The 25,605-nt window shown below is 59.2% G+C and carries 28 protein-coding genes and 1 pseudogene; 13 read left to right on the forward strand and 16 right to left on the reverse strand.

What is annotated here, in order from left to right; translation table 11 throughout:
- Positions 1-240 precede the first annotated feature (240 nt).
- Positions 241-546 (forward strand): hypothetical protein, encoded by a 306-nt coding sequence (locus FHT93_RS20270; protein ID WP_112971342.1) that lies wholly within the window; start codon positions 241-243, stop codon positions 544-546.
- Positions 547-621: 75 nt separating this feature from the next.
- Here the strand turns inward: FHT93_RS20270 and FHT93_RS36025 are convergent, their stop codons facing one another.
- Positions 622-852 carry a hypothetical protein gene (locus FHT93_RS36025; RefSeq protein WP_312866603.1) on the reverse strand — a complete coding sequence of 77 codons (231 nt, stop codon included), beginning with the start codon at positions 850-852 and terminating at the stop codon, positions 622-624.
- Here FHT93_RS36025 and FHT93_RS20275 point away from each other — a divergent pair, their 5' ends adjacent.
- Positions 853-1,419: a Crp/Fnr family transcriptional regulator gene (locus FHT93_RS20275; RefSeq protein WP_348649797.1), complete on the forward strand. Its 567-nt coding sequence runs from the start codon at positions 853-855 to the stop codon at positions 1,417-1,419.
- A gap of 60 nt (positions 1,420-1,479) precedes the next feature.
- On the opposite strand, the pseudogene FHT93_RS20280 reads toward FHT93_RS20275, so the two are convergent.
- Positions 1,480-2,195, reverse strand: a pseudogene (locus FHT93_RS20280) (Crp/Fnr family transcriptional regulator).
- 37 nt (positions 2,196-2,232) lie between these two features.
- Positions 2,233-2,415, reverse strand: a complete 183-nt coding sequence (locus FHT93_RS20285) for a hypothetical protein (RefSeq protein WP_112971344.1) — start codon at positions 2,413-2,415, stop codon at positions 2,233-2,235.
- Between the two features lie 143 nt (positions 2,416-2,558).
- Here FHT93_RS20285 and glgX point away from each other — a divergent pair, with 143 nt between their 5' ends.
- The gene (gene glgX, locus FHT93_RS20290) at positions 2,559-4,652 is read left to right on the forward strand and encodes a glycogen debranching protein GlgX (RefSeq protein WP_112971345.1); all 2,094 of its coding nucleotides are present in this window, start codon (positions 2,559-2,561) and stop codon (positions 4,650-4,652) included.
- Positions 4,645-6,447 carry a malto-oligosyltrehalose trehalohydrolase gene (gene treZ, locus FHT93_RS20295; RefSeq protein ID WP_112971420.1) on the forward strand — a complete coding sequence of 601 codons (1,803 nt, stop codon included), beginning with the start codon at positions 4,645-4,647 and terminating at the stop codon, positions 6,445-6,447. Before glgX ends, treZ begins: the two co-directional genes overlap by 8 nt.
- A gap of 78 nt (positions 6,448-6,525) precedes the next feature.
- Here treZ and FHT93_RS20300 read toward each other — a convergent pair whose 3' ends face one another.
- Complete coding sequence (locus FHT93_RS20300) at positions 6,526-8,712, reverse strand: EAL domain-containing protein (RefSeq protein ID WP_246781662.1); 2,187 nt, start codon at positions 8,710-8,712, stop codon at positions 6,526-6,528.
- Between the two features lie 210 nt (positions 8,713-8,922).
- Here FHT93_RS20300 and FHT93_RS20305 point away from each other — a divergent pair, with 210 nt between their 5' ends.
- From FHT93_RS20305 to FHT93_RS20315, 3 genes are all read left to right on the forward strand, one after another.
- Complete coding sequence (locus FHT93_RS20305) at positions 8,923-9,060, forward strand: hypothetical protein (RefSeq protein ID WP_183849135.1); 138 nt, start codon at positions 8,923-8,925, stop codon at positions 9,058-9,060.
- A gap of 400 nt (positions 9,061-9,460) precedes the next feature.
- Positions 9,461-9,772 (forward strand): PepSY domain-containing protein, encoded by a 312-nt coding sequence (locus FHT93_RS20310; RefSeq protein ID WP_112971347.1) that lies wholly within the window; start codon positions 9,461-9,463, stop codon positions 9,770-9,772.
- Positions 9,773-9,801: 29 nt separating this feature from the next.
- A complete protein-coding gene (locus FHT93_RS20315) occupies positions 9,802-10,410 on the forward strand; it encodes a general stress protein (protein ID WP_112971421.1) in 609 nt (202 codons plus the stop codon).
- Between the two features lie 455 nt (positions 10,411-10,865).
- Here FHT93_RS20315 and FHT93_RS20320 read toward each other — a convergent pair whose 3' ends face one another.
- Positions 10,866-11,225, reverse strand: coding sequence for a response regulator (locus FHT93_RS20320; RefSeq protein WP_112543762.1), 360 nt, complete (start codon positions 11,223-11,225; stop codon positions 10,866-10,868).
- Positions 11,226-11,712: 487 nt separating this feature from the next.
- On the opposite strand from FHT93_RS20320, the gene FHT93_RS20325 reads away from it, so the two are divergent.
- Positions 11,713-12,096 (forward strand): response regulator, encoded by a 384-nt coding sequence (locus FHT93_RS20325; protein ID WP_112971348.1) that lies wholly within the window; start codon positions 11,713-11,715, stop codon positions 12,094-12,096.
- A 915-nt stretch (positions 12,097-13,011) separates the two neighbouring features.
- Here FHT93_RS20325 and FHT93_RS20330 read toward each other — a convergent pair.
- Positions 13,012-13,332, reverse strand: a complete 321-nt coding sequence (locus tag FHT93_RS20330) for a hypothetical protein (protein WP_112971350.1) — start codon at positions 13,330-13,332, stop codon at positions 13,012-13,014.
- 498 nt (positions 13,333-13,830) lie between these two features.
- Positions 13,831-14,364, reverse strand: coding sequence for a response regulator (locus tag FHT93_RS20335; protein WP_112543832.1), 534 nt, complete (start codon positions 14,362-14,364; stop codon positions 13,831-13,833).
- 87 nt (positions 14,365-14,451) lie between these two features.
- On the opposite strand from FHT93_RS20335, the gene FHT93_RS20340 reads away from it, so the two are divergent.
- The gene (locus FHT93_RS20340; protein ID WP_113146700.1) at positions 14,452-14,865 is read left to right on the forward strand and encodes a hypothetical protein; all 414 of its coding nucleotides are present in this window, start codon (positions 14,452-14,454) and stop codon (positions 14,863-14,865) included.
- A gap of 21 nt (positions 14,866-14,886) precedes the next feature.
- On the opposite strand, the gene FHT93_RS20345 is transcribed toward FHT93_RS20340, so the two are convergent.
- The 8 genes from FHT93_RS20345 to FHT93_RS20380 all read right to left on the reverse strand — a co-directional run bounded on the left by FHT93_RS20345 (position 14,887) and on the right by FHT93_RS20380 (position 22,161).
- Positions 14,887-15,969 (reverse strand): exo-alpha-sialidase, encoded by a 1,083-nt coding sequence (locus FHT93_RS20345; protein WP_113115999.1) that lies wholly within the window; start codon positions 15,967-15,969, stop codon positions 14,887-14,889.
- Positions 15,970-15,985: 16 nt separating this feature from the next.
- Complete coding sequence (locus tag FHT93_RS20350; RefSeq protein WP_112543757.1) at positions 15,986-16,255, reverse strand: SemiSWEET transporter; 270 nt, start codon at positions 16,253-16,255, stop codon at positions 15,986-15,988.
- Between the two features lie 4 nt (positions 16,256-16,259).
- The gene (locus FHT93_RS20355; protein WP_246781663.1) at positions 16,260-19,595 is read right to left on the reverse strand and encodes a DEAD/DEAH box helicase; all 3,336 of its coding nucleotides are present in this window, start codon (positions 19,593-19,595) and stop codon (positions 16,260-16,262) included.
- Positions 19,596-19,823: 228 nt separating this feature from the next.
- Positions 19,824-20,012, reverse strand: coding sequence for a hypothetical protein (locus FHT93_RS20360; protein ID WP_112971351.1), 189 nt, complete (start codon positions 20,010-20,012; stop codon positions 19,824-19,826).
- A gap of 308 nt (positions 20,013-20,320) precedes the next feature.
- Positions 20,321-20,632: a hypothetical protein gene (locus FHT93_RS20365; RefSeq protein ID WP_112543755.1), complete on the reverse strand. Its 312-nt coding sequence runs from the start codon at positions 20,630-20,632 to the stop codon at positions 20,321-20,323.
- Positions 20,633-20,764: 132 nt separating this feature from the next.
- Entirely contained in the window at positions 20,765-21,592 is an 828-nt protein-coding gene (gene nadE, locus FHT93_RS20370) for an ammonia-dependent NAD(+) synthetase (RefSeq protein ID WP_112971423.1), read from the reverse strand.
- 27 nt (positions 21,593-21,619) lie between these two features.
- Positions 21,620-21,877, reverse strand: coding sequence for a hypothetical protein (locus tag FHT93_RS20375; RefSeq protein WP_183849137.1), 258 nt, complete (start codon positions 21,875-21,877; stop codon positions 21,620-21,622).
- Between the two features lie 38 nt (positions 21,878-21,915).
- A complete protein-coding gene (locus FHT93_RS20380; RefSeq protein WP_112543753.1) occupies positions 21,916-22,161 on the reverse strand; it encodes a hypothetical protein in 246 nt (81 codons plus the stop codon).
- Positions 22,162-22,274: 113 nt separating this feature from the next.
- On the opposite strand from FHT93_RS20380, the gene FHT93_RS20385 reads away from it, so the two are divergent.
- Positions 22,275-22,805, forward strand: a complete 531-nt coding sequence (locus tag FHT93_RS20385) for a DUF4142 domain-containing protein (RefSeq protein WP_112543752.1) — start codon at positions 22,275-22,277, stop codon at positions 22,803-22,805.
- A 63-nt stretch (positions 22,806-22,868) separates the two neighbouring features.
- On the opposite strand, the gene FHT93_RS20390 is transcribed toward FHT93_RS20385, so the two are convergent.
- The gene (locus FHT93_RS20390) at positions 22,869-23,462 is read right to left on the reverse strand and encodes a cysteine hydrolase (RefSeq protein WP_281413465.1); all 594 of its coding nucleotides are present in this window, start codon (positions 23,460-23,462) and stop codon (positions 22,869-22,871) included.
- 209 nt (positions 23,463-23,671) lie between these two features.
- Between FHT93_RS20390 and FHT93_RS20395 the strand changes: the two genes are divergently transcribed.
- The 3 genes from FHT93_RS20395 to FHT93_RS20405 all read left to right on the forward strand — a co-directional run bounded on the left by FHT93_RS20395 (position 23,672) and on the right by FHT93_RS20405 (position 25,574).
- The gene (locus FHT93_RS20395; RefSeq protein ID WP_112543750.1) at positions 23,672-24,085 is read left to right on the forward strand and encodes a CBS domain-containing protein; all 414 of its coding nucleotides are present in this window, start codon (positions 23,672-23,674) and stop codon (positions 24,083-24,085) included.
- A 726-nt stretch (positions 24,086-24,811) separates the two neighbouring features.
- Positions 24,812-25,147: a hypothetical protein gene (locus FHT93_RS20400; protein ID WP_112971424.1), complete on the forward strand. Its 336-nt coding sequence runs from the start codon at positions 24,812-24,814 to the stop codon at positions 25,145-25,147.
- Between the two features lie 154 nt (positions 25,148-25,301).
- Positions 25,302-25,574, forward strand: a complete 273-nt coding sequence (locus tag FHT93_RS20405) for a hypothetical protein (protein WP_112543748.1) — start codon at positions 25,302-25,304, stop codon at positions 25,572-25,574.
- Positions 25,575-25,605 lie beyond the last annotated feature (31 nt).

Below are 25,605 nucleotides of genomic sequence, written 5' to 3' on the forward strand. Positions count from 1 at the left end.
CGGTCTGGTCTGGCGCATCTATCCTCCGCGGGGCAAACCTTCGGCAACGACAGCCGTGGTATCGGCCATGGGAACGGCGCCTGCGCACAAATGTTCCATGGCGTAGCAGGGAACGGTACGGTGGATCCGCGGTGCCTGATCTGGCCGAATGATCAAGGCGGCCAGGCGAGGACTGATGTGGCGACCTTGACGCCGAGGCGTCGAGTAGCCATTTCACCGCCGCCGACCCAGAGGACAACCATGCGCGACTTTGTCAATGCCACATTCGGATCGTTGGAACTTGCGGTGATCGCCGATGCACTGGAGGAGTGGCGGGTTAAAACAGGGGTCAGTCGTCAAGCCCCTGAATACGAGATCGCCGCCGCCGCTATCATGACCCTGTTCCGTCAGGGTCACAGAACGCTCCCCGCCTTGCGGGCCGCCATGAGCGTCCATAAATGGCTTTCCGAGGATATGCGATTTCTTTCCAGCTCGCATTGTAGAGCTGATTCTGGTGACGTGCGGGGCTCTTTACCTGCCAAATCCGCCAAATCCGCAGGGACATAGGTAAACCTGCTCTCCTCAACGATCTGCAGGAATGCGCCGAAGCGTATGCCAGCGTACAGAAAAACATCTGCAAAATCATAATGCTATAGAATCGGCAGCCGTCGGGGAAAGCACAGGGCTGGGCGGTCGCAGCATTCGCTTGCGCCCGTAGTCGAGGCCATGCACATTTCTGAGAACGCTTACAATGGCAATCGCCTTCTCGCGCGCTTGCCCGACCATGAAATTCAAAATATAGCGCCAGCGCTTCACCCGGTTGATCTGCCACGCGGCACCGTCATTGTCGGCGTCGAGCGCGTCATCGATCACGTGTACTTCCTCTGTCGCGGCATCGGATCGGTCGTCGCGGTTTCAGCGGACGGGCTGAGAGGAGAAGCGGGCATGTTCGGTCGCGAAGGCTTCTCGCCGACATCAGCCGGGGTGGGCGGCACGATCAGCATTCACGAGGTCCTGATCCAGGTCTCCGGATCCGGTTTTCGAATGTCGCTTGCAGCTATGCATTCCTTGATTAATCAAAACCCGGTCTTTGCCAATCTCCTGGCGCGATTCATTCAAAGTCTCGTCTCGCAGATCTCCTTTACAGCTTTTTGTAATGCCAATTACCAGGTCGGGGAACGTTTGGCCCGCTGGTTGCTAATGTGTCACGATCGCATGGATGGAGATGAAATCACGCTCACGCATGATTTCATCTCGCTCGTTCTGTCGGTTCGAAGGCCGAGCGTAACGAACGCGATCCATGTCCTGGAGGGCAGGAAGCTTGTCCTTGCAGAGCGCGGTCGCATCACGATCCGGGATCGAAAGGGGCTCGAAGAATTTGCCGGCGGCGCCTATGGAAAGCCGGAGCAGGAATACCGACGGCTCATTGGCGAAATCTAGGCCTCAGCACCCACCGCGTCGGTCGTCCCCTTTGCTCCAGACGGCTAGAAGGCACGCTTGTTAGAAGACACCCGTCATCAGGCGACGGTAGGCTTCCTCGGGTCTGCCGTAGGCATCCTTGGCGAATTCTTCCAGCCCGGACCTGTTTCGAATGGTGATCATGGCGCGATCGGCTCGAATAAGACCGTTACCCTCCAGCATGTGAAGGGATGTCGTCACGCTCGGGCGGCGAACCGCCAGCATGAGAGCGATAAACTCATGGGTAAGGGCCAGCTCGTGTCCGGAAACCCTGTCGTGGCACATGAGCAGCCAGCGGGCGAGCCTTTGGTTAACATCGTGGATCGCATTGGAAATGGCTGTATAGGCCACTTGAACGGAAAAAGCCTCGGTTGATCGAGCGAGCGGCCTGGCGAAGTTTCGGTTCTGCTCCATCCATTGGCAAAATCGGGCGGAGTCGATCCGATAGCCCTCACCCTTGAGCTTGGACAGAAACGTCATGCGCGCTTAACGCCACGCCAGCGGCAGCTCGTCGGCACGAAGCCGTCAAAGCCAAAGAGGCCAGCCTCTGTCCGATGTCCGTCCGGCGTTGTGACGACGACCGAAGCGATACCAGAGGCCGGGAAATAGACGTGATCGATAAAGCCGCCAGCGCTCGTCAGCTTCAGCCCGCGAGGCAGATCGACGTGCTCGAATTCAGCCGCAAGCTGCGCATAATCTGGCTCCGGCAACAAGGCCAGAAGCTTGTTTCGCATCAGGGACTGCTTGGGAAGGCCCACGGTTTCTCCTTCGGCAGTATCTGCGCCGATCGCAGCATCATTGTGACTGGTTGATCGCGTGAGGAGCCGGTTGTCCTTGCTGCTTTTCCGGCGTGAACACGAAGAAGTAGAGGCCCGCGATCGCCAGGGCGGTGATAAACAGAACCACAATGAATGACAGCATGCCGTGTGAAGCGCGGCGATCGGTGTTTTGACGAGTGGTTTTTTCATGGCGCTCCAACCGCGCCCCACCGCGAAAGTTCCGGGCTTTGCGGCAAAAATCGCTGAACCGGCCTCCACCAGTCCCTGGTACGAAACAGGACAGGCCGGGAACTATCCAGCCCCATGCGGATTTAGAGGCTCGCAACACCACGAGGCGGAAACATGACACAATCAAAGCTGGAAATCTTGCCGGGAGAGCATACGCGTCTTGGCGCCAATTGCGACGACGAGGGCGTCAATTTCGCTGTGTTCAGCGCTCATGCGCAGCGCGTTGAACTCTGCATCTTTTCGGACGACGGAAAGTCGGAGGTCGAGCGCCTTGTTCTGCCAGAATTTACCAATGAGATCTGGCACGGTTACGTCCCCGGACTGAAACCAGGTACCCTTTACGGTTTGCGCGTGCATGGGCCTTACGAGCCTCAGAACGGTCATCGCTTCAATGCCAACAAGCTGTTGATCGATCCCTATGCAAAGGAATTGGTCGGGGACATCCGCTGGGGGCAAGCCCAGTTCGGTTACCAGATGGACAGCGACGACAAGGATCTTTCCTTTGACGAAAGCGACAGCGCCGCATTCATGCCGAAATGTAAGGTAGTGGATCCCTCCGCTTATGACTGGGGAAATGACACCGGGCCAGCGATCCCCTGGGCCAGGACGATCTTTTACGAGACACATGTCAAGGGATTTACGCAACTGCACCCGGCGGTGCCGGAAAAGCTTCGCGGCACGTTCGAAGGGCTCGGGCAGCGGGCAATCGTTGACTACGTAAAGAGCCTCGGCGTCACATCGATCGAACTGCTGCCGGTCCACTGGTTTGCCGATGATGCCCATCTTCTCGACAAGGGTTTGAGAAACTACTGGGGCTATAATAGCCTCGGTTTCTTCGCGCCGGCCTCCCGCTATTTCGGCGCGCAAGGCATTGCCGGTTTTCGTGACATGATCCGCGCCTTTCATGACGCCGGCATCGAAGTCATCCTCGACGTCGTCTACAACCATACTGCCGAAGGCAATGAGTTGGGTCCTACCCTGTGCTTCAAGGGCATCGACAACTTTTCCTATTATCGCACCATGCCGGACGAGCCGCGCTACTACATCAACGACACGGGAACCGGCAACACAGTCAACACCTCACATCCCCGCGTGCTGCAGATGGTCACCGATTCATTGCGCTATTGGGCGCAGGACATGCATGTCGACGGTTTTCGCTTTGATCTCGGCACCATCCTTGGTCGCGAGCCCGAAGGTTTCGACCAGCGCGGAGGGTTTTTCGACGCCGTCGGCCAGGACCCGGTCCTGGCGAAGGTCAAATTGATCGGCGAGCCTTGGGACATTGGCCCTGGCGGCTACCAGGTTGGGGGATTCCCGCCGGGATGGGCGGAGTGGAACGACAAATATCGCGACACCGTCCGTGACTATTGGAAGGATCAGGATGGAACCACGCAGGACTTTGCCGCGCGCGTTCTCGGCTCCGGTGATGTCTACGACCTGCGCGGACGACGACCATGGGCCGGCGTCAATTTCATCACCGCCCATGACGGCTTCACGCTGAACGATCTCGTTTCCTATAACGACAAGCATAATGATGCCAATCAGGAGGACAATCAGGACGGTCACAGCGACAATCGCAGCTTCAATTACGGCGTGGAAGGACCGACCGAGGACGAGGGTATCAACCTCGCCCGAGAGCGACAGAAACGCAACCTGCTCGCCACGCTCTTCCTGTCGCACGGAACGCCCATGCTGCTGGCCGGCGACGAATTCGGCCGCAGTCAGATGGGGAACAACAATGGTTACTGCCAGGACAGCGATCTCAGCTGGGTGCACTGGGACGGCCTGCCTGCAAGCGCCGAAGCGCTGCGCGAATTTACAAAAAAACTGATTGCATTGCGCCATGCACAGCCGATCCTGCGACGCGAGAACTGGCGCGATGGCATGGTCGTCTCGTGGCTCAATCCCGGTGGCGGGGAGCAGACCGACGAACAGTGGGCTGATGCGGGCAGCACGACCATCGGCCTCAGGCTGGAGCGACGCCAGACAGAACGAGACAGCGGACTGTGGGAGGACGTGTTGATCCTGTTCAACCCACATGATGGCGATGTTTCCTTCTTGCTTCCGCAAATCGACAGCGGTTGGACGGTCGTGCTTGAGACGGCCGATCCGGACGGCCACGCCCGAGCGGTCGACGGCTCGAACTACGTTCTGACCTCACGCAGCCTCGTGGTCCTGAAGGCAGGCATCGGTGGCGATCATGACTGAATACGACTTTGGCCCCCGTATCGCCGGGGAGGCCGTGCATTTTCGCCTTTGGGCGCCACTCCAGGCCGAGGTCTTTCTGGCGATTGAAGGTGGCGAAACAGTTCCGATGATGCGCTTTGACGATGGCTGGCACCGCTGCGAGATCGAAGGCGCGACGCCCGGGACCGCCTATTCTTTCATCCTGCAGGACGGTGTGTCCGTTCCCGATCCGGCTTCGCGATACCAGCCGCGCGATGTACATGGTCCGAGCGAGGTCGTCGATCCTAACGGCTTCCAATGGAAAACCGGGAACTGGAGTGGTCGCAGCTTGGAGGATCTCGTCCTCTATGAGCTGCACGTCGGAGCATTTACCCCCGAAGGAACCTTCGCCGCTGCCATCGATCGCCTCGACCATCTAAAATCGCTCGGCGTGACGGGCATACAGATCATGCCGATTGCCGATTTTCCCGGTCGTCGCGGATGGGGCTACGATGGGGTGTTGCCCTACGCGCCCGACAGCAGCTACGGCCGTCCTGAAGAGTTGAAACGGCTCGTCGACGAAGCCCATGCGCGCGACATCTGTGTTTTCCTGGACGTGGTCTATAACCATTTCGGCCCGGATGGAAATTACCTGCCGCTCATGGCGCCGCTTTTTACGGACCATCATAAGACGCCCTGGGGCAACGCCGTCAATTATGATGGGGAAGGCTCCCGGCTGATCCGGGAGTTCGTCGTTCAAAACGCCATCTACTGGATCAGCGAGTTCAGGTTCGACGGTCTGCGCCTCGATGCGGTTCACGCGATCAAGGATGGCTCCAAGGAGCACCTGCTCCACGAGTTGGCGCGGCGCGTGCGCTCGGCAGCCGGTGAACGAAAGATCCATCTCGTCGTCGAGAATGAAGACAATGATGCTTCGCTTCTCGTTCGCGACGACGAGGGTCGGCCACGGTTCTATTCGGCGCAGTGGAACGACGATGTCCATCATGTCCTGCACGTTGCCGCGACCGGAGAAACTTTCGGCTACTATGCCGATTATGCGGATGAACCGGAAAAGATCGGGCGAGGTTTGGCGGAAGGTTTCGTGTTCCAGGGGGAGCATATGCCCTATCGCGGAGACGAACGGGGAACGATCAGCAAACATCTGCCGCCCTCCGCATTCATCTCGTTCATTCAGAACCATGATCAGATCGGCAACCGGGCTCTTGGCGACCGCATGGTCGCCAGCCGGCCCGTCGCCGTGCTTCAGGCAATTGCTTGCGTCTACCTTTTGTGTCCGCAAGTGCCGATGATTTTCATGGGAGAAGAATGGGGTGCTGAAGAACCCTTTCCCTATTTCTGTGACTTCAACGACGATCTCAACGAGAAGGTCAGGTCCGGCCGCCGCCAGGAACTCTCCCGCCTGCCCGGTTTCGACGCCGACGACTTGCCGGATCCGACAGCGGAAGCGACCTTCGCCTCGGCGAAGCTCGACTGGACGAAACGCGAAACGGACAGAGGCAGACAGTGGCTCGAGTTTTATCGTGGCCTGATTGCGTTGCGCCGGAAGCATATCGCGCCGATGGCGACAGGGGCAACCGTTAGCGGGCGATATCGCGCGTCGAACGGGGGCGGCCTGAAAGTCGAGTGGCAACTCTTTGATGGGCGAAAGCTGCAGCTTCGTGCCAACCTCAGCGAACAGGCTGACAAGACCGATGAAGCGGCAGCCGACGAGCAGATCTTCTTCCAGTTCGGCTCGTTCGTGTCGGGTCAGCTGGCTCCATGGTCGGTCGTCTGGTCCTTGGTCTCGTCGCCCCAGGTCCCGAATATGCAGGAATGAGCGATGGCAGCCTGGATAGCGCTTGCCTCGCCGCGGCCTGTCTTTGCTTGGACGACAGTCAAAAGATCCACCGTTGGATCAGGCAAGGCCCGTTAAACGCGCCATATCGGATCCCTCGAGTGCCGGCGTCTTCACCATCGCGTCGATCCCGGCGGATTCAACGGGCCTCGACAGGAAGTATCCCTGGATCTCGTCGCAGCCAAGCTCGGCCAGTCGTCTGCTCTGGCACGCCGTCTCTATTCCCTCGGCCGTGGTCTTCAGGCCTCGGGCATGGGCCAGGTCGACGATCGCATGGACGATTGCTTCGTTGCTGCCGGCATCACCCATCTGATCGATAAAGCACTTGTCAATTTTGATCCGGTCGACGTCGAGCGCCTGAAGCCGACCGAACGAGGAGAAGCCGGTGCCGAAGTCATCGAGCGCGAAGCGCACGCCGAGCCGCCTTAAGGCCTCGATATTGCGTCGGCATGTTCCGTCATCGTCGATCACGGCGCTCTCGGTAATTTCAATTTCAAGCCTGCGGGGATCGAAGGCGTGCCTGTTCAGCGCAGCGGTGACACGCAGCGCATAATTGTCATGGCGAAGCTCGATTGGGGATGCATTGACGGCTAGACCGAGGTCCGGCCAGCGCTTGGCCGCATGGAGCGCCGCTTGAAGCACGAGGTCGCCCAACCGGTCGATAAGCCCCGCCTCTTCAGCAATCGGAATGAAGACGTCTGGGCAAATCATCCCCTTGGCGGGATGTCGCCAACGGGCAAGGGCTTCCACCGAGATCATCCTGTTGTCGCCGGCCAGGTAGACGGGTTGGTAATGGACCTCGATCTGGCGGCCCTCTAAAAGGGCCGTGCGCAGGTCTTGCTCCAATGCGCGTCTAGCGCTGATAAGGCCCTCCATGTGCTGCCCAAAGATCGCGTAGCGGTTTCGTCCTGCCGCCTTGGCGTGATAGAGTGCGATGTCGGCTTGGCGAACGATCGCCTGTGCATCGCTGGCCGCGGCCTCTGCGAAGGCAATACCGATCGTAAGCCCGATCAGGATCGGCTGCCCATCTATTTCGAAGGGCTGGCGGATCGTGCCGATCAGCTTCTCCGCAAGCGCCTCGACGGCGTCTCGTTGTTCGGCCGGCGCCACGGCCGTGAATTCGTCGCCCCCGATGCGCGCCAAGAAGACATCAACCCCTGCAACCGCGCTCAGGCGCTTCGCCACCTCTGCAATGAGCTTGTCGCCGGTCGGGTGTCCAAGCGTGTCGTTGACCTGTTTGAAACGGTCGAGATCGAGGAACAGCACTGCAGCCTGCCCCGCCGCCAGGCGCCGTGATACTTCCGCGGTAAACGAGGCGCGGTTTGGCAAACCCGTCAGGCTGTCAAAATGGGCAAGGTGAAATAGCCTGCTCTGGCTGTCCATGAGACGCTCGGAACGTTTGTGCAGCACCAGCGCAAAGCCTGACACCACGGCAAGCAAGAGCAGCGCACCTGCGACAAAGACGGGTTCCGTTTGCCTGAGCGCACGCGTTCCCGGCCGGAACGGCGTCCAGCTGAAAAAGCCGAGGGGATCGCCGGCGGTCGATTTGATGGGATAATAGAGCCGTTCGGCGTGACCACCCTTGGATCGCTCATAACGCATATCCGCAAAGAGATATTCTGCGCCCATCGTCTGAGCGAAGTCACCATCGAGATAGCGCAGCGCTATATGGATTGCTTCGGTGCCTTTGACCTGCGCCAGATCTCCGGTGTCGGATAGGACAGGTTTTGCGCTAAGGATGGCCGGCCTTCCGGAGATGGCGACGATTTCGGACTCTCCGATACTCAACGTCTGTTCTGTCTTGCCCTGCTCATCTCCCCGAGCCAATCTCTGCCGGAGCTTTTCGGCCAAGGGGACGACATAGGTATCGACCTTCGAGAACGCCTCGGCCGCGCCAGGTGCGTCGGAAAGATAAGAAAAGATCGGTGATCCGCTCGCATCGAGGACGAAGGCACCATCATGGCCGAAATAGGTCTGCATCCACCGACCAAGGTTGGCATCGATCCATTCCTGGTCGCGCGCGGCAACCTTGCGCACGGCGTCGTCCCAGACCGTGGCGCTTTCCTGGTCGTGAGCGATCGCCGCTTGCTGTTTTCCGACAGTCACATCGACAAGCCGCTCCTGGCGGGCAATCGACATCTGGTCAGATTGTCTGGTGGCCCACAGCATCGTGGCATAGATTGAGCCCAGGATCGCGCCCGCAAGCAAGCTCGGCAGGACGATCCGCATCGGCAGACGGGTCTTCATGAATTGCATTGCTGTCGCTCGCATCCCAGTGACGAGAGCAGTAACCGCGATGGGTTAAAAATATGGGCAAATACTAATGTACGAAAGCGTACGTAAGGATCGACAAGCCGCAGGGCGAGATGACAACTGAGGCGAGCTCGGCCTTTGCCGGGTGGGCTCGGCGTTTTTCCTTGCGGGCGCAACCTTCGTTTGATCAATAGTTACGCTGGCATGAGCAATACCGAGGTAAAGACCAGCCGGAGCATGATCAAGTTCGTGCTCACCATCTTCATCATCGCGATCCTTGTCGCACTCACCTATCTCCTGTTTTTCACGCCCGGGAACCGACCCCTGTCGCGCAGAGCGTGAATGAAGTTGCCCGCTGATCCTCAGGAACGAGCGGCACCCGAATGTCTGAGTGCCCTGCCAAAGGCTGCCTAGCTCGTGCGAGGACAGGATCGGCGGCCTCAAACCGAATGACGTTCCCGCATGTCTCACTGCCGAACCCGATATCTCGGCAAGTCCATTGCCCGTAGCAGGGATTGTCTGGTCGACCGGTGGCAGCGGCACCGGAAACCGCCACTTTTTTCGATGCCACGAGCGTGGCCCAGATCATTCCGGAGGCCTTCGTTCCCTTACCTTCGCTGCCGCCCGCTCAATGCTTCCGCCTTTGCCGCGCTACCCCGCAAAGCGCTGTGCAATCAATCGCCTAAGATCTGGAACCTTTTGCTTTTCTTGAAGTTTGTGTTGAGCAAACGAGGAGACCATCATGCATAAGATCGCGCTAGTTTCGCTTGGCCTGCTGCTTTCGCCAATCGCCGCTTTCGCCCAGAGCGAAACCCCGGCGACGTCGCAGACCACACCGGCCGTCAACACTGACCACAATCCTGGCGCGCCCGTCGCTGGCAAGAATAGTTTCACCGAAGACCAGGCCAAGTCCAGGATTGAAGCGGCTGGCTATACCGATGTTTCAGGCCTCAAGCTCGATGACCAGGGCGTATGGCGGGCAAGTGCCAAAAAGGACGGCAAGGAGTCCGGCGTCTCTCTGGACTTCCAGGGCAACGTGACAATGGCCAAGTGACACTCAAGAACCAGATCGAGGATACAAACATGCAGACGATTACGGGACTCTATGACAGCTACGACGATGCCAGGGCAGCCGTTCGGGCGCTGGAGGATGCTGGCATATCTTCGGATGATATCAGCATTGTGACGAATAAGGCCAATGGTGCCGAGGTGGAGGGACAGGGAAGCTATGCTGCCGAAGGCGCGGGCACAGGCGCAGGCGTCGGTGCCGTGGCCGGTGGCGCGGGTGGTCTACTTACAGGCCTGGGCCTGATGGCGATACCGGGGGTTGGACCAGTGGTGGCTGCGGGCTGGCTGGTGGCAACCGCCGCTGGTGCAGCTGCAGGCGCAATTGCCGGCGGCGCGGTCGGCGGGATGGTCGGGGCAATGATCAAAGAAGGTGTTCCCGAAGACGAAGCGAACTTCTACGCCGAAGGCGTCCGCCGCGGCGGCTCGGTCGTTACCGCAAGAGTGGACGAAACTCGGCTTGCTGAAGCCAGGACGATCCTTCATCAGTCTCGGCCGGTCGACTATAACGCACGCCGAGCCAGCTATCAGGCGCAGGGCTGGAGCCGCTTTGACGAGACCGCGCAGCCCTACACGCGCGAGCAGATCGATGCGGAGCGTCAGCGTTACGGCTCGAACCGCGTATAAGCGATAGCGCATCTTCCAGATCTGGCGGCTGTTGCGGCCGCCGCCAGATCATTTCGGGTGAGATCACGGTGCCGAAGCGTGCCTGGAATCCAGATCACGGGGAACGCCTTCGCCCTCTGTTTAAGCCGACGCTTCTTTTCAGGCGCCGCGAAATAGGTTTCAGCTACAACTCCTCCCGCCCCTTCCGCCTCTATGGCATAACCGCGTGCCTCGATCTTTTGCCGCGGACATGACGTCGCCGATATCTCAAGAATCGCAGACCATCAGCCGGCTGAACGTCAATGAGTGCCTTGGACGGGAGTGCGGCCCGTCCGCGTGTTTTTGGCAGGGCCGAAGATGACATGTCCGAGGCTAGCCGGCATGTCCAGATCATTGCCCGGTCTTGGACAAACATGATCCGCATCCTGCCTTTCTCAACATTCAGCTTCTTCGGCGGGGACCGGTCTTGTCTATGCCTATTCGATCGCGGAGCGCTGCGCAAACGCTCTCGCCAGGCTTCGGCGGACAGCGCTGTCGGAGAAGGGCTTTACGATGACGTCGAGCGACCCTTCGCGGCCAGAGCCGACGGCCCCTGGCGCGCCAGTGACGAAGATTACCTTGATCTGGAAACGGTCGATCAGTCGGCGCGCCAATGCAGCACCGCTTGGTCCGTCCGAAAGACTAAGGTCGACAAGCGCGGCATCCGTACGCGGAGCATGGGCAAGAGCCTGCTCCAGCGTCGTAACGAGCCCAACGACCTGGTGCCCCTCCTCCAACACGATCCGTTCAAGGTCCGCGGCAATGATCGGCTCGTCTTCGACGATAAGAACGCGCAATATTTCCTCCCTGACTTCACGCCGCCCGTCCCGTCATTTCCCGTCACGGCATCCGTAGCGATGGACCTCCCCAAGCGGGGCTCGAGCTTATAGCGGCGCACCCTCTCACGGCACTCGGCGAGCGACCGGATCCATAACCTGCACAGCCATTGACTGTTCCCATTCCTCGAGCGTTCAAAGAGATAATTTTGAGGGGCGAACGTGGATCGGCATGTCGCAAAATGTTGGATGGCGGCTTGATGAAAACTGTTTTGTTGGGCGCCAGGGCTGTCGGAGCGCCGCGCTTGCTGTATGTCAGGAGCTTGATCGGATTTTGCCGACTGTCGCGGCTCGCGCGCTCATCGCAGTCACAGGCCCGGGAGGAACTTCTTACGCTTTTCCGGATTAGGCGCTTATCGGCCTTGTGGCTGCGATGTAAAGGACAGAAGGTGGGATTCGGTACGAGTTTTAGAATTCGAGCACTGAAGCGAGACGAGGTTAAAAGCCAATGGGCGCCGAAATCGATCGCCTTCTGAACGGCAAGCGCGTCCTGATTGTCGAGGATGATTATTTCATTGCCGACGAGACGCGACGCGCTTTGGAAAGCGCCGGGGCAATCGTCATCGGCCCGGCCTCGTCAGTCGAAAGCGCACTCGCCCTGATCGACAGCACTACGCCTGATGGCGCCATCCTCGACATCAGACTGGACGGAGAACTGGTGTTCCCAATCGCCGAGCGGCTCCAGGAGACTGGGATTCCGTTCGTCTTCGCAACTGCCCATCTTGGAATCAATATCCCGGAGCGATACGGCGGTTATTACCTCTCTGCCAAACCGGGCGCACTGGATCAGATTTCGATTGCGCTTTTTAAACCTCGCTCTGCCGATCATTGAGCAACACTACTTCCGAGGCCGCACGACATCCAGGTATTCGATCGCCGTGTATTCGATCGCCGTCGCCTCTTCGCTGTGATAGCCTTGGGGCGAGGTTTCAGCTTCTCTGCCCGGATACGTCAAATAGGTCCAATCTTGATGACGTCTTCCGACAAGGTTCCTCATCATCCTGCTGTCGATATGCGTGCATGCCGTGAGGCGTATTGACGAGCGGGTCTGAGATTGGCAGCGCGAACCCTGAATGCGTGCGGCGGGGAACTGATCGTCGGCAGTAGTCGTGTAAGGCTCGCACTGCTGTCGGGGCAAATCCGGCGAAATTGTCCTGGCTACCATCCCGATTAGTGGGAACATGTCATCCTGGTCGAGGTTGCGTTCGCGTGAGACGATGGTCCCCCCTTCCCGACCTCCGGTCCGATACCGGCGTCGCCTCCACCTAGATGCCCTCTGGCATTCCTCCCGGCCAGGGGGCATCGCAAGTCGAGATCAATGAAGTGCAGCTGCAGATAAGCGCTGGTGGGGTAACTCGCGCCGACCGAAGTGATCCCTTCATCGTCCACTCGTATGAAGTCAATGGCGGTTTGTGGCTCTCCCGACTGACCTTGATCGTCTTTCAGGGTATTTGCGCCCCCGTCGAGGCTCCTTTTGAACGGTGCCTCGCCAGCACTGGTATAGCTTGTCGCTCGGGCCCGGGCAGTAACGTGCGTTGGTGTGGATCCTCCTTGCACTCAAGCATCGGAGACCCGTTCGGCTTTATTATCAACGATGAAGGACGTGGGGTGACGGCTGGAGGTGCCCCTGATCGAACCGGCAGCTTCATGACATCGAAACGAGGATCTGAAGGCCTGGGCGTGGCCGATGGCCTTGAGAGAAGGCAAATCAGCTGAAGGAGCAGGCTGCTCCTCCAGCTGGATCAGGTTAATTGTTGTGCGCCGCGCAGGCCTCGTCCATCGGCGTTGCGTTGCTGCTGCCGCCCTGTGTCTGCAGGTTGCCGGTGCCAGTGCTGCTGGCAGCTTCGTTGCCGTTGCAGTTTGCGTTGGCTGAACCATTGGAGCTCGTGCTGCCGGTCGTGGTGTTATCGGTAGACATGGGCTTTTTGACGTCGCTGGACGCGCCGCCGCCGGCATCGTTCGTGTTGCGGTCGATGGTGGCTCCTGTCGGCGCCGGATTGGACTGGGCCAAGGCCGGACCAGCAAGGCCGAGAGCGAAGAGAGACGCGATAATGATTTTCGTACGCATGTGATTCTCCAGGGGTTTTGCGTTGGTTGCAAGGTGTCAACCTAGATTTGGGCTCATTGTTCCGCCTTAAGACCAAAACGAATGCGGGGCAGCCAATCTCACGGTTTAGTCAGACGCAGGCGGCGCCTCGGAACCAAGTTCAGCTCTGTCGCTGCGTTCGAACGAGGACGGGTTCTGATGTTATCCAGGATCAATCGGTTGCTCCTTGCAACCGCGCTGATGACAATGCTTGGCCCATGCAATCAGGCTCGGGCGTTCAGCACCGACTGCGCCACAGCCTGATCTGACGACAGCGGCTCCTGCGTCCCGGTTCTCGGGGCGTGAAGAAGGTTTTTTGCCGGTGTGCTTCCCGATATCCCTCCTATCATCCGACCAGCGAGACCTGCCGGAAGAAAAGACGGGATGCTCGGCATCTGTCGCTGAGCCGGTTGATCTTGAGAGTACCGAAACCACAGATCTCGATGCTCGCAAGCAGCAGTCATGGCTGACGCCGTTTTGCTAGGCCATCAGCTTTAGAAGTTCCAACCCTGCCGTCGGCTTCGCGACAAAGGTGACGCCGGCGGCGACATCCTTATGCGAGAGCTTTACCAGCCCTGACGTCACGATTACCCGCGTCGACGGCCAGGATATGCGCACCTTGGCAACGAGCCCAAGGCCATCCATGCTTCCAGGCATGTCGATATCCGTATAGAGCGTGTCTATGACGTTGTTCTTCAGAAGGACAAGCGCCTCATCGGCATTGGCAGCCTCCAGGGTCCGGAAGCCGGCTTGATCGAGAAAGTCGACAATATTGTAGCGAAGCTGATGCTCGTCCTCGACAACGAGGACGCTGCGCGGCTCGTTTTGCGATAGCGCCAGCCTCGGACGCTCTATCACCTCCCTGCCGTCGGCGGACGCCTGCGTTTTTTCCAGGAGGTCGCGCTCAAGTACGGCTTGGCGCCAATGGATCTCATCCTGGCCAAAGGGTTTGCCAGCCTCCTCCCAAAGAGAATAGGCACGCTCGGCGATCCATTCGTTGCGATTGTTGCTCATCGGTACCATCCCTGTTTTGACCCGGCTATCAAACGTTTTCTGACCGCTCGAGTTCCCAGGCTATGGCTTGGAATGAGCGTCTGTACGATGGCAGACATTGCAGTGCTGTCTCCGGAAAATAGCGAGGTTACGGGCTCGCTGGGGACGCGACCTTTGGCTCGTCCGTCCGTCGATGTAAGCCTCGATTGCTCGGTGCGAAGCATCACGACCATCAGAACGACGCGAGGCCTGGAACTTGCGTGTCGTTTCGGTGTTCTTGCAGCGAAGGGAGTGGCGACGGCAATGGAAGCACCGATCATCATTGACCAATATATCGAAATCTACAGGCAGGGCGGGCTTACCGCTTTGAATGCGACCCTTGGTGCCATGGGAGCGGACCATCGGGCGGACATTCTGGCTGCGTTGGAACGGATAGGCTTTCAGATCGAGTGGCACGTGGAAGCCACGACAGGAACTCGATCCGGCATCGTCTGGGCAGGTCCCGATCCGCGTTCTGACTGAGCCTGTTGCGGCGCCGGGATCTCATATAAGCTCGCTCGTATCGATAATGGAGGCGGCGATATAACGCTCGTCGCCCTCGTTGAAGTAGTAGACGCAGACGAGGCTTCCGTCGGTGCGCAGGATCGAACGTACATAGCCAAGATCGGGCAGGCGCCCGTCGTTGCGGATGATGTGTTCCAAAGACCAGGTCCTGCCGCCATCCGAGCTTGTTTTCAGGCGCAGGCCGAAAGGCCGATCTCTGACACCATAGACCAAAAACAGGCGCCCCTCCGCCGACATAGCCAGACTGGGAGGGTTTCCGCCCTTGCCCGTGCTGTCGACGACCGTACCCAAGCGATGCCATGTACAGCCGCCATCCCAAGATCGATAGGCGTCAAGCCAGCCGCGACTGTCGACGCCGTGCCCACATCGCAGGATTGACAGGATGCTTCCGTCAGGAAGGCTGGCGCTTGCCGGCATGATCGCGTAGCCTTCGGGGTTTTGGACATGCGTTCCGACCAGGCGGAAGCGTCTTGCACCGTCGCACGTCTCCGCACAAAAGGTCTCCCCCTCCGTTCCGTCAGCCTTGGCGCGCGTCAACATGAACAGGGCTTTTTTTTCCGAAAGAGCGACGATGTCGGTGCGTGCAGCAAGACCGTCCTTCATCAATCCGTTGAAGGCATAGGGGCCATCCCAGCGTTTGCCGCGATCACGGCTGACGTAAAACCAGCTGAGTGCACTCCCGCCAAGCCCCGTGCGGGCGGCCATGACAATCGTTTCCCGATCGAGAAAATTTACCGGGGTCCGAAGAGGCCCCAACACGGCGCCATCGAAATGCACTCCCGCCTTTAGCCGCGAAGAAAGATGCTCGTCAGCCGACAAGCTTTCGCCGCCGGGAATGATGGCGTTGAAGGGCTCGATCGCCCATGTACGACCGCCATCGAGGCTGCGGGCCTGCAGCGGTGGAAAGGGGCTGTTCTTGTCTCGAGCATGCAATCTTCCCTGGGTTCCTTTCCATCCTGCGGCAAACACTGCAAGCACTTCCGCGTCCCAGGCCCAAGCTCCGTAGTTGGCCGGCCAGGCTGCAAATCGGCCCTTTCGGCGATAGATCTCGTAGTGTTCCATCCTCACGATGCGGCTTTCACTGCCGGCGCTTTGCGCGCGCGTGCAATTTGACGCCAAGTATAAAGGTCGAGAGACAGAAGCAGGCTGCGTTTGCCAGGATGATCGGCAGCTCGTTGCGGAGCAGACCAAACAGTGTCCACAAGGCAAAGCCTGTGACGGTCAGAAGGTACATTCTTGTCGAAATCGCCGCCGTCTCCTGGCTGCGCGCGATCTTGAGCGCTTGCGGCACGAAGCTTGCTACCGAACATAAAGAGGCCGCATAGCCGATCATTGTTACCATCTCCATGTCATTACCTCCGACGATGAGAATCTGCCTTGTCGAACGGTGGCGACATCATCAAAGGCGCAAACAGATCCTCAAAAAAGCCAATTCGCTCATTGCCCGAGTGCGTCGGGGTCGCAAACACGATGCGATCCGCATGCAACGCAGCGTCCCTTCCGCGCGACAGGACTTTCAGAAGGCTGGGTTTGGGCTTGGTGCGAAAGCCGACCGCCAGTCCTGTCGGGCCGGCCTCCAGCCTTTCGATACCGCATTTTCGGGCAACGGTCTTGAGTTTGGCGAGCCGCAAGAGGGTCACGATCTGCGGGGGCAGCTCGCCGAATCGATCCTCGAACTCCTCTGCAAGTTCATCGATCTGGCCGACAGACGACGCTTTTTCGAGACGAGCGTAAAGGTTCAGGCGCAATGTTGGATCGGGAATATAATCGGCGGGTATCGACGCGCTCTCGCCGATCGCCGTCGAAACCGGCCCATTTGACGAAGACGACCTCTTCGATGCTGCGGCGATCGCGTCTTCGAGAAGCTTCTGATAGAGGCTGATGCCGATCGCCTTTATATGGCCGGCCTGGTCCTCACCGGTTAGATCGCCTCCGCCCCTGATATCAAGATCCTGCAGGCTGATCGACAGCCCCGCTCCCAGCCGATCGTGTTCGACGAGGGCCGACAACCGAAGGCGCGATTCCTCCGCAATCTGATGCTGCGCTTCTGTCAGGAAATAGGCCACGGCTTGCGCCTGGCCGCGACCGACCCGACCCCGCAACTGATGCAATTGAGACAGACCGAAGCGATCGGCATTCCAGATGAGGATCGTGTTGGCCCGCGGTACGTCAAGGCCGTTCTCGATGATGTTGGTCGACAGAAGAACGTTGCCGTCGCCATTTGCGAAATCGACCACGACCCGGTCAAGGGCTGTTGCACGCAACTTTCCGTGCGCGATCCTGACCGTTAATTCGGGAACGATCTCCTTGAGCATCCCGGCAAGATGATCGATATCCTCAATGCGTGGAACGATGACGAAACTTTGCCCGCCTCGCCGGTGCTCACGCAGGAGCGCCGTGCGCATGGCGACTGGGTCGGCCTCGACGAGATGGCTCCTCACGGGCCTGCGGCGCGCCGGGGGTATGTTCAGCAGGCTGACATCCTGTATGCCAACCATCGCAGCCTGGAGGGTGCGTGGGATGGGCGTTGCCGACATGGTGAGCCGGTGAAGCCCGGGCGAAAGAGTATTCATTTTCTGCTTGGCGCGTGTTCCCAGGCGTTGCTCCTCGTCGATGACCAGCAGTGCGAGATCGGCAAATTTGATATCTCGCGCCAGAATCGCATGGGTCGCCACCAAGATGTCGATTTCACCGTCTGCCAGTCCGGCCTTGATCCTTGCCGCTTCTTTCCTGGACACAAGCCTGGACAACATGGCGATCCTGAGCCCGGTCCGCGCGAAACGACGTTCAAATGTCTCGAAGTGCTGGCGCGCCAGAACGGTTGTCGGCGCCACGATGGCGACCTGTGCGCCGCAAAGCGCCACAACGGCTGCAGCCCGCAGCGCAATCTCTGTCTTGCCGAAACCGACATCGCCACACACGAGCCTGCTCATCTGCCTCCCCGAGGCGAGATCCGTCAGAACGGCATCGATGGCTTCAGACTGATCGCGCGTCAAAATGTAGGGAAAATGAGAGACGAACTGCTCGTAGTCGCGAAGAGGAGCCACGAAGGAACGCGCTTTTGCCTCCTGTCTCTGCTTTTGGAGACGGCGCAGATGGCGAGCCGTAAGGGCGATGTCGCGAGCGATCGTCTGCCGGCGCTTGGCCCATGCTTCCGTGTGAAGGCGATCGAGCGGCACGGCCTCCGGCTGGCCGCCATATCGCCAGATCTTGCCGAAATCCTTCATCGGAACGAGGATCGATGCGCCGTCGCGATACTCGAGCCGGGCTGTGTCCTGGATCAGCCCATCAATCTGCAAGCTCTCCAGGTCAGCCAGAATACCAATCCCGTGATCCTCGTGAACCACCGCATCGCCCAGTTGCAGTTCGGGCTCGGAAAGCGCCTGTGCGCCTGCGGGCGATCGCAATCCAAGGACATCGCCAAGTCCGATAACGACGAGATTATCGGCGGCAGAGGCGAAGCCCTGCTCCAGGTCGCCGGCAAGTGTGAGCAGAGATCCAGGCGGGGCGTTTTCAACATCGGACCACTGCAGAACGGGCCTGGCGCGGAGATTTCCGGTCCGTTCGGCGCGCCTGCGCAGGGTGTCGAAGACATCCCCACGCCCTGCCAGCACCAGCTTTTGCTCATGGGCGAGCGCAGTTTCGATGAACTCGGCAACTGCCCGACGTGGACGTGGCGTCTCGAAGAATTTCGGGACAGGCTCGCCGCCCCGAAGATCCAATTCCTGTAACGCGACCTTCCTCCTCGCCGCCTGCCATTCTTTTTCGTCGAGATAGAGGGATTGTGCTTCTGCCAGCGTCCCTGCGCGCAAGACACGCTCGGCCTGCCTGGCGTCGTCGATGATGGCGAGGTAACGTGCGGCGCGCGCCTCGGAACCAGCTGCAAAGATCATTGGCACCTCGCCGAGCGCATCGAACGCAGTTTGAAGGTTGCCATAAAGACCAAACAGGTGCCGTGCGATGTCGGACTGCGATGGAGACGGCGCACTCTCGGTACTTTCGGGCTGCCCGTCGCAACGTATCGCTTCGGAAGCCGGTCCCAACGAGATCGTGTTGAGGCTCCCTTGCGTCCGTTGCGTCAGCGCATCATAGCTGCGCAACTCCCGGATCCTATCCCCGTGCGTGAGCAGGGCCCGCACAGGATGCTCCCCTCCGGCGGGAAAGATGTCGATCAATTCGCCACGAATGCCGTATTCGCCGTGATCATCAACGACACTGTCTTCTATATAGCCCGTTCGCTGCAGGAAACGCTCAAAGGCGAGGCGGTCAAATGGCTCACCCACCCTGAGTTCGTATCGGCTTGCCTCGATCACCGCTTGAGGCGGCACGCGTTGGAGGAGCGCATCGAGCGACGTTACCAGCAATCTTGATCCGTCACCGTGCGCCCATTGCCATAGCGCCTCCATTCTCAGTCCCATCGACTGCCGCGAGGGCGGTACCCGGTCGAACGGCAGACAGTCCCAGGGAGGAAAGAAGACAGGCTTCAGGTCTGCCGCAAGGCAGGCTACCGCATCAAAGATCGTGCGTGCGCTGCCCTCGCCCGATGCAACATAGATCAGTCCTTTTTCGGATTGCTCTGCCGCGACCAAAAGGCGAGCGGCGATGAATGCAGCTGGCGGACGTGAGGTCTTTTCCAAGGCCGGGTCACGTGTAAGCGGGGCACCCCCGGTCTGATCGGTCGTTCGCAACAAAAATCATCCTTTGCAAGGCGATACTCGGATCGCCGCCCTAAGATCGAGGCCACCGTCCGCCTCCGACAGCGCATGCCCCGCCCGCGTCGGTGGGCATCGTATCGCTTCCTGGTAGGGGTGGTTCAGCCAGCGCCTTAAAAACGGCGACGGCAGAATGGCGATGGCACGGCTTGTCCTGAAGGTGGCATCCTTTCGTGTCCGCCGAGCCTTCCGCGCTGCCTGCCGTCATGGGTCCGAACCCTGCTGTTGGGCCTGCTGCCTTGCCGCTTTCAATTTGGCGCTCTTCTCGCCGCGGCGCCGGCTTTCCTCCTCCACTGCGCTGCGCGCCACACGATCTGTTTCCTCGAAGGCTTCCCGCCTTTGTTTGGCTGATGTGGACAGGCGTGGTCGCGGCGCGGCAGTATCGTCAGCCATCTGAGCTCTCCCAAGAAGTCATGATCACCTGCAAACGCTTCAGACGCGCGATTGATGCATGCCTGTACGCTAGCGGACCGAACGCCAACCTCTCCTGGTTGTTCGCATTCTCGGCGCTTGTCGACCAAGACGCGCGCGCGGCTGGATACCTTTTGAACCCAGAGCAGGAGAAAATGGAAGATACTGTCGATGTTGGGGTCGCCGGGAGGCGACGAGGATCGAGCCGGCAGATCTTGATGAGCGCGCGCGATCCGACATCATCAATGAAGGCGCCTGTCTGAGCGGACCCGTCGACGCCCACCGCGGCGTTAGTGCAGGGTCGTCACCGCGCGCTGTTTTGCAATGCTCTGAAGCGCTGCCACCAGGTTTTCGCATTCTTCCAGGAGTAGCCGAAGGTGGTCATCGTCCATGCCAGCGATTTCGCTGGTTGCGGTTGACATGGCGGCGATAAGCCGGTCGATCGAAACGCAGTCGGCTGCGGGCGAATGCCCGAGCACGCCTTCGCGATGGCGCACCAGTTCACCGACGATCCGCAGGACGAGGGACCGGCGTTCTATCTCATTCAGAGAGGACAGAAAGCTTATTGCATGCCTTATATCGGCGAGCAGCGGTGTTCTCATTCGATCTCCCACCATGAGATCGAGACATATCACCGCCCCCCTCCTTGCAATACGGACCATGGTCCGATCTTAGGCTCTCCGTCATCCAGCGTACGATCAGTGGAACACCAGGTCGCATCAAATGGGCCAGCCTTAGCCCGGCGACAATGGCGGCTGGCGCTTGTGCTCGCTTGCCTGATAGGCAGCGAGGATCTTTTGCGCAGCCGCCTGCGTTACGTCCCTGCCCTCCAGGAAGTCGTCAATCTCATCATAGGTCACGCCATAGACATCCTCGTCCGGCCGCAAAGGCGCATCGGATTCAAGGTCGGCGGTCGGGATCTTGAAGACCAGATCATCCGGTGCACCGAGATGCGCTGCGAGCGCTCGCACGCGCCGTTTCGTGAGGCCCGCGAGCGGCAGGATATCGGCGGCGCCGTCGCCGAATTTGGTATAGAAGCCCATGACCGCCTCGGCCGCATGATCCGTGCCGATGACAAGGCCGCGCGTCGTTCCGGCGAGCGCATATTGAGCCACCATGCGCTGGCGGGCCTTGATATTTCCAAGGTGAAAATCAAGTCGCGTCTGTTCGAGGAGATCACTCGCCTCGCGCTTGACGCCATCGAGCGTGGCGTCGGCGGCAGGTTTGATATCGATGGTCACGACCCGATCCGGTGAAATGACCTCCAGTGCCTTTTGCGCGTCATCCTCGTCTGCCTGTTTGCCGTAGGGAAGGCGAACTGCGATGAACCGGAGGCTGTATCCAACGTCGCGAAGAGAGGCGGCGGCGTGTTGCGCAAGCAGACCTGCGGCGAGGGAATCGACGCCCCCACTGATGCCGAGCACAAGGGAGCGGCAGGATGCGGTGCGGGCATAGTCGGCGAGAAACCGTATGCGACGTTGCGCCTCTGTGGCTTGATCGAACCGATTTGCTACCCCAAGCCGCTCGGCAATCTCTCTCTGCTGATCGAAATTCATCGTCACCGTTCCGATCAAGGCCAGACGCCAAGTCTAGTTTCGCTCAACGAATTTGGCAAACCGGCTCGTTTTGCCATCCTTCGTCTCCTCCTGATAAAGAAATTCCAGCTTGTTTTCGTCGAAGATCTGAAAGAATTCGTCCCAGCCGATCTCCTCAAACGCCTCTTCCTTTTCGCCGAAATCGATGCGAAGCAGGCCTCCTTTACCTTTGGTGCGGATGACAGAGGGACGGCCTTTTCTCTCCCAGTCACGGATCGTCTGGTGATCGGTGGTCCTGTCAGAACTGCTCATGTTAGCCTCCTCTGGCTGCAGAAGATGCGCGAGTGCATCTACAAGAGTGGATGGGTTTTCTTCCAGTTTCGATAAGGGGCAAGTAGCTGTCCTGGAAACCGGGCTTCGATTTCCTCCTCCACCAGCGCGATGCGCGAGAGTATCTGCTCGCGCCCGGCGACGTCGACGGCCTCGCTGGCGGTCTCCAGCTGCCGCATCGCCAGGAAAACCTCTTCGATGCTCATGGCCGAAAGCTGCGATGCAATCTCTTCAACCGGTCGTGTGGAAATGTCGATGGCGGGCATTCGCGGCTCCTTTCTGATTGGCAAGCAACTTCGCTTGCGTCGCATTGTTCCTCGCGCCCGGGAACAACTAGCACCGATCCTTGTTTTGCATCCCGGTCCAAAAGGAGGTCCTCATGAAGAACATTCTAACCGCTTCGATCATTTTCGCCGCCGCCACTACCTCGGTCTTTGCACAATCGGCAGCCGAGAAAACCGGCGTGAACTCGGTCATGGGAATGGCGCCGAAAACAGAAGACTTCGTACTCGAAGCAGCCAGCAGTGACATGTTCGAAATCGAATCCAGCAAGCTTGCGCTCGAACGCGCCGATGACAAGACGAAGACATTCGCCCAGCAGATGGTGGCGGATCACCAAAAGACCTCCGAGGAACTGAAGGCGATGATTGCCGGCGGTAAGGTCAAGGCAGCTGTCCCGGCCTCCATGACATCGTCACACAAAAGCATGCTCGATGATCTCAGCAAGCTCCAGGGCGACGACTTCACCAAACTCTATCATTCCGACCAGGAAGACGTGCACGAGGAGGCCGTCGATCTGTTCAAGCGCTATGGCGAGGAGGGGGACAATCCCGAGCTCAAGGCCTGGGCCGCAAAAACCCGTCCTGCGTTGGAACACCATCTTCAGATGGCAAAGGATCTGAACAAGTAATCTCGATTGACCCTGTGGAGACGATCTCCGCGGGGTCGCCCCGCTGCATCCAAGGCGCGCGCCTCATCGCAACTGGACCCTTGATGCGTCCCTCAGAAAACTCTCGGTTTCCAGGAGCTCGAGTTGCACTGAGAAACGGTCTCCGAGCAAGGCAAGCGAGGCATCGTGCGTGTCGTCAGCGCCACTGCAGACCGCATCAGTCAGCAGGCGCACGCGATATCCAAGATCGATTGCGCCCAGTACCGCCGCTAGCACGCACACATCCGTTTCACCGCCCGTGACCACGAGTGTATCGACGGATTCTGCCTGCAGCGCTGCATGCAGCTTGCCGCTTATCCATGGCGAGTAGGTCATTTTGTCAAAGATTCGGGCAGGCGGTACGAAACGGCGAAGCTCCGGGACGAGATCGAGCATATCCTCGCCAATGCGCTCACGCGTCATATCCTCCCACTTGCGGTAATAAGCCTGCCACGCACCTGGCATCTGATCGGCGCGCGCAGGCGGGATGAAACGCGTGAAGAGAGTTCTTTCGGGGTGACGTGCGACAAGTTCTGCGACGGCAGGAGAGACTTTTGCCATCCAGGCAACATGCCAGGGCGTCTCTTCGGCAAACATCCGCTGCATGTCGATGCATAAATGGATCCAGTTTGGGTTCAAAATCGTCGTCTTTCGCTTTGGCCCTTTGAAGAACTGAACTTCGCTCCGGGGCCCAGGTTCCCGCTGCGCTGGAGACGTGCCGCGGCATCCAGAAGTGCCGGTCATATCCGTGCACAGCCGACCGGTCTCCATGAAGCGAACAGGCGCTTGAGTGGAACCACGAAGCTGGCCCGGGTGTTTTGGTTCGGGGGCCAAGCCAGGAGATCAGCATGCAAGTAAGAGACGTAATGACGAGACAGGTGGTGACTGTGGCGCCTCATATCAGCATCCGCGATGTCGCGCGGCTTATGTCGGAAATTGATTCCGGTGTCATCCCTGTCGTTGGGAATGAGGTCTTCGGGATTGTCACCGACAGGGACATCGTCGTGCGCGCCGTCGCCGAAAACGTCGATATCGCCGGGCCAATCTCGAAAATAATGACGAGCGGGATCGAAAGCTGCCTGGAAAGTACCGAGCTTCGCGAGGCGGCCCACCGTATGTCCGAGCTTCAGATGCGCCGCCTCTTGGTTTTTGATGATGGTGGAAAAATCACCGGCATCTTGTCGCTCGGCGACATAGCAAAACTGAACGAGGAACTTGCCGGCGTCACATTGGAAGATATTTCCGACGACGAGAGCCACTAGCGCCGACGGGTCGGCATTCGTTGGAGCTACAAGCGCTTACCGAACCTGCCATCGCCATCTCCTTACGCCTAGCCGCGGCCCGGCAATCGCCGATTAAAGAAGCCCCAGCAAGGTTTCATTCGCCACGATCGCTCGGCTGGCAATCACTCGCTTTTCGAGCGCGCGCCGGAACCGTAACGATACCTCGACGTTCGAAATGGGAAGAGGAGTTGCTGGCATGAACAAATTCAAGAGATCTGGCCTGGTAAGACATCCGGATGACGCTGGACTGACACTTGCTGGCGCGTTGACGCCAGGGATCCTCCCGATCTGGCTGATCAGAAAACGGATTGTATCGCCGCAAATCGGCCAGGCTGGGATGGCAGGGCCCGCGCCCGATCGGGCACAGGACCTCCGCTTTGGAAGGGATGATCCGAGGAAGCGAGCACCTGGCCCGGATTGCCGCAGGACGGCAGCTGAGTGAGGACGCACCTTCCGTGCGATCGCCATGATCGGTTATCGGTATGGGGCCCACTCAACAAAAGGCGATCGCGGCACGCGCGGCTTGGCAGCGTTGAAATTCGCTGAAGAAAAAATGCGCCCTGCAAGCTTGGGTCGAAAGGCAACCGGGAAATGGGCCCGCACCGCAGGATTGCCGCAGCGACCATCGGCAAGGGAGCGCCACCCGGATGCGATGGAACCAAAATTAATGTTGCAAGTTCGGATATCAGCGCCATGGAGGTAAATATGAATATCGCTTTCAAAGCAGTGCTTTTATCGTCGGTGATTGCCAGTTTCGCCGCACCATCGATCGCCGATGCGCAGGTCGAGCTGCGTCTCGGTCCTGGCGGTGTCGAGGTCCAGAACCACGATCGGGACCGTTACGATGATCGCTATTATGAGCGCGGCCCGCGCCGCCGCTGCGATCCGCGCGATGCGCTGGACAACGCCCGCGATGCGGGACTTCGCCGGGCGCAGATCATCCGCGAGACCCCGCGCAGCATTACGGTTCAGGGATTTACCCGAAGCGGCAGGCCAGACCGCATGAGCTTTGCCAATGTCAGGGGATGCCCCGAGATCTGAGCGCGCGTCCTCCGAAGCCAGACCATGCACATACCGTCGGCAAATGCCGAGCTGCGAAATCGGTTGGGTATGAACGGGCGTTGCATGCTATGTATTTTGGCGGCTGGTCGCCGTAGATCAGCAAGCATGCCTCGCAAAAGCCGGTGCCGAACGCATGGATAATCTCGACAGCGAAATGATAAGCCCAGCAATCCTTTGCGACGTCATCCTGACGGAATGGATGGGGCAAGGACGAACTGGCTTTGAAATCCGGGCCCTGCGGCAGGAAATGGAACTCTATTATCTAAATGCGGGACTGACAGTGCCGCCTGAGATCGGCGATCCTCGCAGGCTGGTGCCTGTGAGGCGGCTCCTCGAAGCCCGCCCGGATCGGGTCAGCTCGGTAGATCCGGCTGCCATTCACTGGCGCTTCACAACTGCGTCCTGATGGCAAACTTTGATCACTGCGATAAAAGCTT

This window comes from Rhizobium sp. BK379 (assembly GCF_014193955.1).
GTDB lineage: Bacteria > Pseudomonadota > Alphaproteobacteria > Rhizobiales > Rhizobiaceae > Rhizobium.